The organism is Pseudogemmatithrix spongiicola (genome assembly GCF_030623445.1).
Lineage (GTDB): Bacteria > Gemmatimonadota > Gemmatimonadetes > Gemmatimonadales > Gemmatimonadaceae > Pseudogemmatithrix > Pseudogemmatithrix spongiicola.
The window spans coordinates 898,965-911,460 of record NZ_CP130613.1 but is presented as its reverse complement, the minus strand read 5'-3'; the positions used below and the strand labels follow the sequence as shown (position 1 = coordinate 911,460).

10 protein-coding genes are annotated in these 12,496 nt (G+C 69.0%); 2 read left to right on the top strand and 8 right to left on the bottom strand.

What is annotated here, in order from left to right:
• Positions 1 to 34: 34 nt before the first annotated feature.
• From Strain318_RS04060 to Strain318_RS04035, 6 genes are all read right to left on the bottom strand, one after another.
• The gene (locus tag Strain318_RS04060) at positions 35 to 730 is read right to left on the bottom strand and encodes an ABC transporter ATP-binding protein (protein ID WP_367887252.1); all 696 of its coding nucleotides are present in this window, start codon (positions 728 to 730) and stop codon (positions 35 to 37) included.
• A gap of 7 nt (positions 731 to 737) precedes the next feature.
• Positions 738 to 1,982 (bottom strand): efflux RND transporter periplasmic adaptor subunit, encoded by a 1,245-nt coding sequence (locus Strain318_RS04055; protein ID WP_367887251.1) that lies wholly within the window; start codon positions 1,980 to 1,982, stop codon positions 738 to 740.
• A gap of 7 nt (positions 1,983 to 1,989) precedes the next feature.
• Entirely contained in the window at positions 1,990 to 4,497 is a 2,508-nt protein-coding gene (locus tag Strain318_RS04050) for an ABC transporter permease (protein WP_367887250.1), read from the bottom strand.
• 140 nt (positions 4,498 to 4,637) lie between these two features.
• Positions 4,638 to 5,699, bottom strand: a complete 1,062-nt coding sequence (locus Strain318_RS04045) for a hypothetical protein (protein WP_367887249.1) — start codon at positions 5,697 to 5,699, stop codon at positions 4,638 to 4,640.
• Between the two features lie 125 nt (positions 5,700 to 5,824).
• Positions 5,825 to 6,067 (bottom strand): DUF4342 domain-containing protein, encoded by a 243-nt coding sequence (locus tag Strain318_RS04040; protein WP_367887248.1) that lies wholly within the window; start codon positions 6,065 to 6,067, stop codon positions 5,825 to 5,827.
• 58 nt (positions 6,068 to 6,125) lie between these two features.
• Positions 6,126 to 6,623: a hypothetical protein gene (locus Strain318_RS04035; protein ID WP_367887247.1), complete on the bottom strand. Its 498-nt coding sequence runs from the start codon at positions 6,621 to 6,623 to the stop codon at positions 6,126 to 6,128.
• A 275-nt stretch (positions 6,624 to 6,898) separates the two neighbouring features.
• On the opposite strand from Strain318_RS04035, the gene Strain318_RS04030 reads away from it, so the two are divergent.
• The gene (locus Strain318_RS04030) at positions 6,899 to 8,254 is read left to right on the top strand and encodes a DUF3300 domain-containing protein (RefSeq protein WP_367887246.1); all 1,356 of its coding nucleotides are present in this window, start codon (positions 6,899 to 6,901) and stop codon (positions 8,252 to 8,254) included.
• A 93-nt stretch (positions 8,255 to 8,347) separates the two neighbouring features.
• Positions 8,348 to 9,508 (top strand): PQQ-dependent sugar dehydrogenase, encoded by a 1,161-nt coding sequence (locus Strain318_RS04025; RefSeq protein ID WP_367887245.1) that lies wholly within the window; start codon positions 8,348 to 8,350, stop codon positions 9,506 to 9,508.
• Positions 9,509 to 9,539: 31 nt separating this feature from the next.
• On the opposite strand, the gene Strain318_RS04020 is transcribed toward Strain318_RS04025, so the two are convergent.
• On the bottom strand, positions 9,540 to 10,328 hold the full coding sequence (locus Strain318_RS04020; RefSeq protein ID WP_367887244.1) for a rhomboid family protein: 789 nt from the start codon (positions 10,326 to 10,328) through the stop codon (positions 9,540 to 9,542).
• Positions 10,329 to 10,341: 13 nt separating this feature from the next.
• Positions 10,342 to 12,420: a prolyl oligopeptidase family serine peptidase gene (locus tag Strain318_RS04015; protein WP_367887243.1), complete on the bottom strand. Its 2,079-nt coding sequence runs from the start codon at positions 12,418 to 12,420 to the stop codon at positions 10,342 to 10,344.
• Positions 12,421 to 12,496 lie beyond the last annotated feature (76 nt).

The following is a 12,496-nucleotide window of genomic DNA, read 5'->3' as shown; positions in this document are numbered from 1 at the left end:
TACGCTGCACCCGCGCCGAGCGTTTGGCGAGGGGCTACGCGGCGCCCATCATCGCCGGCTGCACCACCTTACCGTCGAACAGATGCACCTCGCGCGAGGCATGCTGCGCGTAGCGATGGTCGTGCGTCACCATGCAGATCGTGCTGCCCTGCCCGTGCAGCTCCTGCAGCAGCGCCATCACGGCCTCGCCGTTTTTCGAGTCGAGGTTACCCGTCGGCTCGTCGGCGAGCAGGATCGCCGGGTCGCCGGCCACCGCGCGGGCCACGGCCACACGCTGCTGCTGACCGCCCGAGAGCTGCGCCGGGAAATGCTTGGCGCGATGGCTCATGCCCACGCGCTCGAGCGCGCGCGCCACGCGGTCCTTGCGCTCGCTGGCGCTCATGTCTTCGCGGTAGGTCAGCGGCAGTTCGACGTTCTCCGCCACCGTCAGGTCGCCGATGAGATTGAAGGCCTGGAAGATGAAGCCGATCTGCCGGTTGCGGACGCGCGCGCGGTCGGCCGGCGAGAGCGTCTCGACGCGGTGGCCCGCGAGTTCGTAGACGCCGCCGCTCGGGGCATCGAGCAGTCCGAGGATCGAGAGCAGCGTCGTCTTGCCGCAACCCGACGGGCCGGAGATGGCCACGTACTCGCCCTTGGTGATCGAGAAGTGGATGTCGGACAGCGCGTGCGTCTCGACCTCATCCGTCGTGAAGACCTTCTTGATGCCTTCCATGCGGATCAACGTCGTCATTCCAGCCTCACTTGATGCGTACGCGATCGACATTCGCGTACTGGGTCATGTCCGACAGCACTACGCGGTCTCCGGGCTCGAGGCCGCGGAGGATCTCGATCGTATTCACGGAACTGCGGCCCAGCTCCACCTGCACCCGTACGGCATGCACGCCGTCCGGTTCCAGCTTGAACATCGTGACCGAGCCGCTCGCGGCGCCAACCGCGGGGCGACCCGTGTAGAGAATGCCATTCATCTGGGCCACTTGGATCGTGCCATCGACCGAGAGGTCAGGCACTGCGCCCGCCGGCAGCGGCCCCTCGAGGGCGATGTCCACGAGCACTGATCCCCCCACCGCCGACGGGTCCTTGCGGGCGACGCGACCGCGGACGATGCCGTTGCGCGTATCCACGCTGGCTGGCTGGCCGATCGCCACATCCTTGGCCTGTGATTCGGGGATGCGCAGTTCGGCCTTCAGGCGGCCCGGCTGCACCACCTTCGCGAGCGCGGTCCCCTCGGGCACCCATTGCCCGAGCTCGAGATCGAGCTCCTGCAGCACGCCCGCATCGGGCGCGCGCACCGTCAGCGAGCGCAGCCGCGCCTGCTGGTTCGCCGCAATGGCGCGCAGCTGCTCCACCTGCCCCGCCTGCACGGCAATCTGGCTGTCGATGGCACCGGCCATCAGCTGCAGCCGCTCCTGCTCCAGGCGCAGGCGCGTGGTCATCTCCTCGGCCTGGGCGCGGCGGTTCCGCAGGTCGAACTCGCTCACCAGGTTGCGCTTGATGAGCGAATCGGCAGCGGCCGCCTCCTGCAAGGCGCTCACGTACTGCGTGCGCGTCGTCGCGACCACACCTTCCTGCGTGAGCAGCGCGCTCCGGAGGTTCGTCCGCAGGTTGAGCAGGTCGATCTCCGCCTGCCGCACCTGCTGCTCGGCCTGCATGGTCTGGATCTGCAGGTCGGGGTTCGACAGCTCGAGGATGAGCTGGCCCGCACCCATCGCCGCGCCGGACTGCACGTAGAGCCGCTCGACGCGCGCCGACGCTTGGGCCGTGATCCATCGGATCTGCTCGGGCACCAGCGACCCTGGTCCGCGCACCTCGCGCGTCACGTCGCCGCGCCGCACGGAGTCGATGATCACACCCGCGCGGGCCACGGTGGGCACCGCGGGGTCGAGCCTCGCGACGGCGATGGTCAGGAGCAGCACGGCCGCGATGCCGCCGCCGATGGCGACCTTGCGGCCCGTGCGCTTGGGGGGAGTTCGGACAATGTCCATTCAGGCGTCAGTCGTAACGGAGGGCATGCATCGGATCCACGCGCGAGGCGCGGCGGGCCGGCAGGTAACCGGCACCCAACGCCACTACGGCGAGGAGGGCCGTAGAGATTCCAAGCGCCACGGGATCGTAGGGCTGTATCTCGAACAAAAGAGACTGCGCCGCCCGACCCAGCGCAAATGCCGCCGCCAGCCCCACCGCGCCGCCGATCGCCAACATCCACGCGACCTGGCGCAGCACCAACGCCTGCACGCGGTCCGCGTCGGCGCCGAGTGCCATCCGCACGCCGATCTCGCGGGTCCGCTGCGTGACTGAGTACGCCATCACGCCGTAGAGCCCCACCGCCGCCAGCAGCGTCGCCAGCACGGCGAACGCGCTCGCCAAGATGCTGATCATGCGATCGAGGAACACATTCTCGCGAATCTGCTGCGGCATCGTCTTGAGGTCCTCCACCGGCAGCGACGCATCCAAGCGCTTCACCAGGGCCGGGATCTGCGGCAGCAACTGCTCCGGAGGCAGCGAGCTCCGCACGTACCAGTTCATGAAGGTCGTGCGTGCGTTCTGCCTCCACGGGATGTAGAACACCGGCAGCGGCTCGTCCTGGCGCACGTTGTTATACGCGATGTTCGGCACCAGGCCGACGATCAGGATGCGCAACGAATCGCCGTCGGCTCCGGCACGCCCCATGAACTTGCCCACGGCATCGCTGCCCAGACCGAACTTCTCGGCGAAGCGCTGGTTCACCACCGCGACCTGCGTGGCGCCCGCGATGTCCGATTCGGTGAAATCGCGCCCCGCGACCATGCGCACGCCCAACGTCGTGAAGAACTCCGGACCGACCTCGCTGTACACGGCATTGCAGTCCGTATCCGGCCCGCATTCGAAGCCCTGCACACGTACGTCGTTGCCCCAGTCATTGCCCGCGAGCAGGCCCACCATCGACGAGGTCACGCCCGTGACGCCCGGCAGGCTCTTCAACTCCTCCTCGAGCCGCCGATTGAACACCCCCGAGCGCAGCGTATCGTAGCCCACGCGGGCCGGCGACGTCGAGAAGGTGATGGCATCCTCGATCGTGATGCCGAGGTCGACCTTCGACACCTGACTCAAGGACTTCACGAACAGGCTGGCCGAGGCCAAGAGCGCCATCGACAGGGCGATCTGCACCGTCACCAGCGCGTTGCGGAGCCGCGCCGAGCCCTGCGCGCCGGCGATCTGTCCCGCGCCGGCACGGATGGCCGAGATGAGGTCGGCGCGGGTGCCCTGCAGCGCCGGATAGAGGCCGAAGACGAAGCCGGTGGCGACTGCGAGGATCGCCGCGAAGGCCATCACGCGCCAATCCACGGCAAAGGTCATCGATGCGGCGGCCTCGGGCGGCAGCAAGCTGCCGATCCCCGCGAGCGTCCAGCGCGCCACGAACAGGCTCACGACGCCACCGAGCGCTGACAGGAGGAGCGACTCCGTCATCAGCTGGCGCAGCAACGTCCCGCGTGAAGCGCCCAGTGCGAGGCGGACGCCCATCTCGGTGGCACGACCGGCGCCGCGGGCGAGCAAGAGGTTCGCGACGTTGGCGCAGGCGATCAGCAGCACCGTCCCCGTGATGGCGAAGAGCAGCAGGAGCGGGGTACGCGCCTCGGCGTGGATGCGGCTCTGGCCGCGGGCGCCCGGTTCGAGTTCAATGCGCCGCGCCTTGAAGCGCTCCAACGTCGCGTCGCTCATCCCGTCCTGCAGCGGCGCCTCGATTTCCGTCAGGATCGGCTGGTACAGCGTGTTGAGTGCGGCCTGCGCCTCCGCGAGCGTGCCGCCGGGCTTCAGCCGGCCGAACACGTACAGCGAGTAGTCCCGGCGATTCTCGTAGCCCTTGTATCCCGACGTCGAGAAGGCCCAGCGCATGGCCAGCGGGATGTACACCAGCGGACGCGAGCCCGCGGTGGTCCCGGTGAACGACTCCGGCAGCACGCCGACGATCTCCATGGAGCGTCCGTTGACGATCATGGACTTGCCCACGACATCCGCCCGCGACGCGAACCGGTCGCGCCACAGGGTGTGGCTGATTACCATGAGATCGTGGCCGTCGGGAATCCGGTCGTCGTCGGGGCCGAGGAGGCGGCCGAGCGCTGGCTGCACGCCAAGCGTCGGGAAGTAGCTGCCCGAGACCCACGCGCCTTCGCCGACGCTCGGCTCGTTATCGACGGAGAGGCTGGCCCCGAAGATCCGGCTCGCGGCGATGCCCGCCAACGCCGACTGTTTCTCGGCGAGGTCGCGGTACATCGGATACGAGAACGTCGCCGAGCACTCGCCCTGCTGGTTGCACGAGGTGCTGCCGGGCTTGGGACCTGGCGATGCCAAGCTCACCAACTCATGGGCGTTCGGCACCGGCAGCGCGCGCAGCAAGAGTTGGTCGAACATCGAGTAGATCGCCGCATTCGCCCCGATGCCGAGGGCGAGCGAGAGCACTGCGACCGCCGTGACGAACGGCGTCTTGCGCAGCATGCGCAGGGCGAGAGACAACTGGCGCATCGGGAGCCGGGGGTGGGAGAAAAACACTCAGGGGACCGCAGGGCGTCAGGTATCTGACAGCCCCGGTCCCCTGAGGGTTTGTTCGGAGGACATCCGGGCCTACGCCCCCGGCAGAACGGGGGTTTCGGCCCTCGGTCCGATCATTCCACGCCCAGCGCCGCGTAGACGGGATCGAGCAGCGCGTTGGACCACGTCAGGGACGACTGGAACCATTCGAAGATCAGTTCGAGCGTCGCCTCCTCCTCGGGCGTCAGCGGCTGGCCCTCGGCATTCGTGATGGCGACGCCGCCCGCGCCATCGAGCACCATGCGGGCGAACGTCCGGTCCCCGACCTTGACGGTCAACTGGCCGCCGAACTCGGTGTTGAACGAACCGCTGATCTCGACGCGTCGCAGGCCTCGTTGCATGACGCCGCGCAGCGTGATGGCGCCCGTGTTGGGATTGATGCCGAGCGTCGAGCGCGTGGTCAGGGCGCGGGTCGGGATCGTCGTGCGCCAGTCGGCGGTCAACGTCTGGTTCACGATGTTGACGCCGACGGTGAGGGAGAACGTCGCGGCGTTGGGTCCCACGCCGGCGTTGCCCGACACGTTGAACGACGGCACGGACTGCGTACCACCGAGCGTGGCGGTGTAGCTGAAGACGGACGTGCCGGCGGTGTTGCGCACGGTCAGCGCGGCGGACGGGCTGTTCGCCGTGCCACCCTGCGTGATGCTCACCGTCCCCACCTCGACCAGCGGCTCGGCGGGCTCACCCGTGATCGGATTGACGGTGTAGAGGACGAAGAGCACGCCGTTGACCGGCGCGCCCGTCCGGGCCGTCATCTCGTAGCGGTCGTCGACGACGTCCCACTCGAAGGTCTTGCCGAGGCTCGAGGCGGGCAGCGCGGTCATGGTACCGGCGTCCACCCCCTCAATCCGCTCGACGACGCTGCGACGCGCCGCGTGGGTGGCCACCGGTCCGGCCGCCACGACGGACGCCAAGGTCGCGCCGCCACCGGCGGCAATCAGCGCCTGGTCAATCTCCACGCCAAGATCGACGAGCGCCGTCGTCTGCGGCGTGTCGAAGGCGGCCTGCGTGAGTTCGATGTCTTCCGTCGCCTCGGCAGTCGCGAGATCGGTCGGCAGCTCTGTTTCCTCGCCGCAGGCGGCGAGGGAGAACACCGTCAGGACGAGAAGCGCACGGGAACGGAACGAGGCCAGCATGGCGAATCCGGCAGAGGGTGAAGGGGCCGGCCGCGACCGCGGCTGGCCGACGCTTGGATGATACACGATGGCGCAGCGCGAAGTGCTGCGCCTGTGACGGCCGTCACGCCGCCGTCACGCCGCCGTCACTTCGCGGGCGGGCCTTCGCGCTCGACGAGGATCGTGTAGTCGGTGGCGAGTACGGCGATGCTCGCGATCGCGGCCCAGAGGGGCAGCAGCGCCGAGGCCGCGATGCCGGCGTTGAGCGGCACATCCATGAGCACGCGCCCCTGCGGATTACGCAGCACGAGGCGCCGGACATTGCCTTCCTTGATGAGCGCCTTGACCTTCTCGAGCAGCTTGGCGCCAGTCACCTTGATCTCTTCCATCGCCGTCTCCGGTGGGGGTCAGCGGTGCGTACGGGGCGATGCCGCTGCGGGTGTCAGCTCAGCGCGGCCGTTCCGGCCAGTCGGCGTCAGGGCGCGCCGGTGCCGGCTGGTCAGCGTCGAGCCGGTCTACCCGCACGTCGGCAAAGATGAAGTTCTCGGGCGCCACTGGCGCGCCGCACATGCGCCGGAGCATCGCGAGCTGCCCGACGTGCGTCATGACGTCCGCCAACGGACCCTGCAGTACTTGCTCGGGCGTGAGGCTGCCCAGCGATCCATCGTCGGCGAGCGCGTCGCGGACCGCCGCGAGCATCTCGTGGAAACGCCGCTGCTCGGCGGTGAAGTCCTCGAGCGGTTCCGGCTTGATGGGATACGTCCCGCCGACCTTGAAGGTGCGCGCATAGCCCAGCACGCTGGTCATGTGGCGCAGGATCTCGACGGGTCGTCGCGCCTGTGCGCCGGCGTCGAACTCCGGATACGACGCCGGCGCGTCGCGCAGCGCCTTCTGCGTGCGATACGCAATCGCGGCCAACACGTGACTGACCAGCGCCTTCGACATCGCCGTGACTCCCCTGCCCGACTGCTGCGTCAGGCGCGTTCCACGAGTGCAATCTGGTAGACGGACGTGCGCTCCCAGCGGACGAGACGGCCCGCGGGCTTCAGGAAGCTACGGAACCGCGCTGGCGTCCAGAAGTTCACTTGGCCGGGATCCTGGCCGACCCCCAGGGCTACCGTCGCTGAGGTCTACCCCATGCGGCGGGCGGTCATGGAACTCGCGGAACACCCCCGGCGGGACGGGTATCACCCGGCGACCGCGCTACTCATGGAGGCCGTATGCGGCGCTCGACTCTCGGTTGGAAACTCGTCTCGGCGCTTGTCCTCGCGGTGCCGACTGCAGCGCCGGCGGCGCAGGATGCGTTCGCTCAGGGGGCGGCGGCGGACTCGTGGACGCAGGAGGAGCTCGACAACCTCCTCGCGCCGATCGCGCTGTATCCGGACCCCATCCTCGCACAGGTGCTCGTCGCCGCGACGTATCCCGAACAGGTGCTCGCCGCTCAGGCACACGTGAAGGCCTTCGGCGCGGACAACATCGACCAGATGCCCTGGGAGATCAGCGTCAAGGCGGTGGCGCGCTATCAGCCGGTGCTTAACCTCCTCGCCGACGGCGAAGATTGGATGACGGCACTCGGCCAGGCCTACGCCACGCAGCCGACGGACGTGATGGATGCCGTGCAGCGCTTGCGCCGGATGGCCAGCGCCCAGGGCAACCTGCAGACCACGACGCAACAGCAGGTGGTGGTCGAGCGGGAGGTGATCCGCATCGTCCCGGCGGAGCCGCGCGTGATTTACGTGCCGACCTACGACCCGGCGGTGATCTACCATCGGCCGGTCTACATCGCGCACGCGCATCCCGCGTACTGGAGCTGGGGCATCGGGCATCCCATCGGCGTGTGGCTCACCTACGACGTCGACTGGTGGGGCCATCGCGTCTACCACCACGGCTGGCACACGCATGGCCCACGCTGGGCGGTCGTGGCGCGTCCGTGGATCGTCGTAAATCCGATCTATGTGGCACCGCGGCATACGATCATCGTCGTGAACCGCGGCGTGGTGCATCGCCGCTGGGATACGCGCTACGTCCGTCGCTACGGCGTGGTGCATCGGAACGCGGGCTTCGAGCGCCATGACCGCGGATTCCGCCGCGATGGCGACGGGCGCGGGGTGGCCGAGCGCCGAGCGGTGCCGCGCGACGACGCTTACGGCCAGCGCGCAGTGCCGACACCGAGTCGTGGGTACGATCGAGGGGCACCGAGTGCACCGAGCGCACCCCGTGCGCCAGTGACGCGCAGCGAGCGCCGCGAGGCGAGCGCACCGCGGGCATCGAGCGAGCGCGCGACAGCGCCGCGGGCTTCGACGCCGCGGGCTTCGACGCCGCGGGCTTCGACGCCGCGGGCTTCGACGCCGCGGGCTTCGACGCCCCGAGCTTCAACGCCACGAGCTTCAACGCCACGAGCTTCAACGCCACGAGCTGAACGCGAATCCGCCCCCCGCGCGAGTGCGCCACGCGACGGCTCGGCAGCGCCCCGCGCCTCGGCGCCGAAGTCGTCCGGGGGCAGCTCGGCGCGCGGTGGCGAGCGCGGCACGCGCGGCACGCGCGGCAGTTCACGCGAGAAGCCCCGCGGGAACTGAGCGGCCGCGCGGCGGGTTGGGCTGGCGCGCGCTTGCCTCCGGGCCGGCGCGCGCCAGTTTTCGTGCATCCTCCTCCCGCATCCTGGAGTCTTGATGTCGATCCGCCTGCTGTCCGCCGCAGCCCTCGCCGGCGTGCTCCTCGCTCCGTCGCTCCCGGCGCAGGACGCGCCGCTGCGCTCGATCTACCATCCGTATCGCGTGGTCACGGTTGCCGAAGGGTTGGTCAACCCATGGTCGATCGCCTTCCTCCCCGGCGGCGACATCCTCGTCACGGAGCGTGCCGGCCGCCTGCGCATCGTACGCGGCGGTCGCTTGCTCGCGGAGCCGGTGGCGGGTCTGCCGGCGATCCGCGTCGGCAACCAGGGCGGCCTGCTCGACGTCGTACCGCATCCGGACTTCGCGCGCAATCGATTGCTCTACATCTCCTATGCGAAGCCGAACGCAGCCGGCGACCAAAGCACGACGGCGGTGATCCGCGCGCGGTTCGCCAACGATCGCCTGAACGACGTGCAGGAAGTGTTCGAAGCGAACGCGTGGTCGCGCGGCCAAGGCCACTACGGCTCGCGCATCGCGTTCGACGGCAAGGGCTACATGTTCATCACGGTGGGCGACCGGCAGGTGCCGCCGCAGGGCGACCTCGCCGCGCATCCGGCACAGGACCTGAAGGTGCACAACGGCAAGGTGATCCGCCTGCACGATGACGGCCGCGTGCCGACGGACAATCCGTTCGTCGGGCGCACCGACGCGCTGCCGCAGATCTGGAGCTACGGGCACCGGAATCCGCAGGGCCTGCTCATCGACGCCGCCGGCAACGTGTGGGCCACCGAGCACGGCCCGCAGGGCGGCGACGAGCTCAATCTCATCCAGCCGGGCAAGAACTACGGCTGGCCGGTCATCGGCTTCGGCGTGAACTACCGCAGCGGCACGAACATCCACGAAGGCACGACGCGCGCCGGCATGGAGCAGCCGGTGAAGGTGTGGGTGCCGAGCATCGCGACGTCCGGGCTGATGCAGTACCGGGGCACGGCGTTCAGCGGCTGGCAGGGCCATGTGTTCTCGGGCGGCCTCGTGGGCGAGGTGCTCTGGCGCCTGAAGATCGAGGACGGGCGCGTCGTCGAGGAAGAACAGCTGTTCTCGCGCCGCGGTCGCGTCCGCGACGTGCGTCAGGGGCCGGACGGCTTCGTCTACCTCGCCGTCGAGGATCGCGCAGGGGGCCCGACGAACCTCGTGCGGCTGGAGCCCGCCGGCCGCTGACCGACCACGAGCAGCGAAAGCCCCTGCCGCCCTACGCGGGCGGCAGGGGCTTTCTGTCGTCCATGGGCGCGAAGTTCGAGAGGAAGCGCAACTCCTCGGGCGTCAGGCTCTCGATCCCGCCGGCGTTGATCTTGTCGAGGATCCGGTTCACTTCGTCCCGCGTGAGCTCGTGCACGCCCTGCAGATCGAGCTGGTCCCGGTGCACGGCCACCTGTCGCTTCACCGACGGCTCGACGCGAGTCATCTGCGCCTTGAACCGCCGCTGGGCGCTGTTGCGCTGCAGGTACCAGAGGTAGGCGTACGCGCCCACGTAGCCCCCCAGGTGGGCGAAGTGCGCCACGCCGCCGCCACGGCCACCGAGACCGGCGAACAGCGCGAAGGCCGTCGTGACGAGCACGAGGATCCGCGCCTCGACCGGAATCACGCCCCAGATGTAGATCTTCTCGTGCGGCCAGAACATCGCGAAGGCCATCATGACGCCGAACACGCCCGCCGAGGCGCCGATCACGGCCGCATTCGGTGTGAAGATGAGCGAGGCGATCGCCCCGAAGATGCCGCTCACGAGGTAGAGCGTGATGAAGCGCCGCTCGCCCAAGCGCTGTTCCACGCGCGAGCCGAAGAAGAACAGGCCCAGCATGTTGAACAGGATGTGCGAAAGGCCGCCGTGCAGGAACATGTACGTCACCACCGTCCACGGCCGCGTGAGGATCGCGCGCGGCACGAACACGAGCAGCTCGGTGACGAAGCTCGGCAGCACGGTATAGGTCAGGGCGAACATCGCGATGTTCGCCACGAGGAGCCGCGTTACCCAGGGGGTCATCGCCGGCTCCGCATCACGGGGTGTCCATGAGCTTGCGGGTCAGGTAGGTGTACTCGAGCGCATTACGCCGTGCACTCTCAACGAGATTCGCCGCGGCGGAGTGCCCGCCGTCGACGTTCTCGTAGTACAGGTAGGGATAGCCCAGCGCCTCGAGCCGCGCCGCCGCCTTCCGCGCGTGACCCGGATGCACGCGGTCATCCTTGGTGGACGTGAAGATGAACGGCTCGGGATACGCCTTGCCGGCGGCCAGTGCCTGATACGGCGAGTACCTGAGGATCCACGCCCGCTCCTCGGCGATCTCGGGGTTGCCGTACTCGCCCATCCAGCTCGCACCGGCGAGCAGCAGATGGTAGCGCAGCATGTCGAAGAGCGGCACGCCGATGATGACGGCGTTGAACAGGTCGGGACGCCGCGTCATGGCGACGCCCATGAACAACCCGCCTTGCGAACCGCCCTGGATGCCCAGCCGACGCGGCGAGGTGAACCGCTTGGCGACCAGATCCTCCGCAACGGCGAGGAAGTCCTCGTGCGCGCGATCGCGATTCACGCCGATCGCGGCCTGGTGCCAGGCCGGGCCGAACTCCCCGCCACCGCGGGTGTTCGCGACGGCGAAGGCCCCACCCCGCTCGAGCCAGAGCTTGCCGCGGATGGCACTGTAGCTCGGCAGTTGCGAGACCTGGAAGCCGCCGTACCCGTAGAGCAGCGTGGGCGTCGTGCCGTCGCGCGGCGCATCGGCACGGCGCACGAGGAAGTACGGGACCTTCGTGCCATCCGCGGATGTGGCCTCGTGCTGCTCAACCACAAGACCCGTGGCATCGAACTTGGCCGGCGCCTGCTTCACCACGGTGGCCGTGGCCGCCGCCGCATCAGCGAGGTACAGCGACTGCGGGGTGAGGAATCCCGTGATCGATACGAACAGCCGGTCGCTCCCGCGCTCGACGGAGCCGAGCGCCACCGTCACGTTCTCCGGCAGCGGCAAGCGGGTGCGCGTCCAGCCATTCGTGCCGCGTTGGTAGGCATAGGCCGAGCCACGCACGTGCTCGTAGAGCGCGACGACGAGCCGGGACTTCGTGGTGACGACGCCCTCGATCGATTCACGGGGTCCCGGGCGCAGCACGAGTTCGGCCTTGGCCTGCGCCGGCTCGCGCAGCAACGCCGCCAGGTCGTAGCTCAGCACATCGCCCGCCTTGAAGCCGTTCCAGTCCTCGTTCGCCGTGAACAGGAGCTGGCCATCGACGAGCCCGTGCAGGCTCTGCCGCGCCGGAAACGGCAGGCGCCGCGTGCCGCTCGGCGTCAGCTGATGGATCTCGCTCTCCCAGAACGTGCGCCCGCGGTAGAGCAAGGTCGCGGCGACGCGGCCGTCGGCGTCGCGCAGCGCGAACCCGGAGGCCGACACGTCGGACTTCTCGCCGCGGAAGACTTCCACGGCGCGCTCGATCGGCTGCCCCCGCGTCACGCGCTTCACGACGTAGGCGTAGCCGGAGTTGGTCATCTCGCCCGGCGCCCACTCGCGGGCCACGAGCAAGGTGTTGCGATCGATCCACGCGACGCTCTGCTTGCCCTCGGCGAAGCGGAATCCCCCGTCGATGAAGCGCCGCTCGACGGCGTCGAACTCGCGGATCTCCACGGCGTCCTTGCCGCCATCGGAGAGCTGCACGAGACAGTAGCGCTCGTCCGGCTCGAGGCAGTCGCCGCCGCGGAATACCCAGTTCTTCCCTTCGCTGCGCGCGAGCGCGTCGACGTCGAGGACCGTCTCCCAGACGGGCGCGACTGACGCATACGAGTCCACCGAGGTACGGCGCCAGAGGCCGCGCACGTTGACGGCATCCTGCCAGAAGTTCGAGATGCCGCCGGCCCAGAAGCTCGGGGCGGGAATGCGGTCGGTGGCGTTGACGATCTCGAGCGCCTGGGCGTTCAGCGTCGCGAACCGCGGGTCACCCTCGAGCACCACCAACGAGCGGGCGTTGCGCGCACGCACCCACGTGAGGGCGCGCTCGGACTCCACCTCTTCCAGCCAGAGGAAGGGATCGTTGGGGTTCGACGGCGTGAGCCCCTGGGCGTCGAGCGACGCGGAGGCGGCAAGCAGGGTCACCAGTGATCCAAGCAGGACAGGGGTTCGCATGGCAGTCCCAGAAGAAGGGAGAACACGCCTCGAAAGATACCCCAGG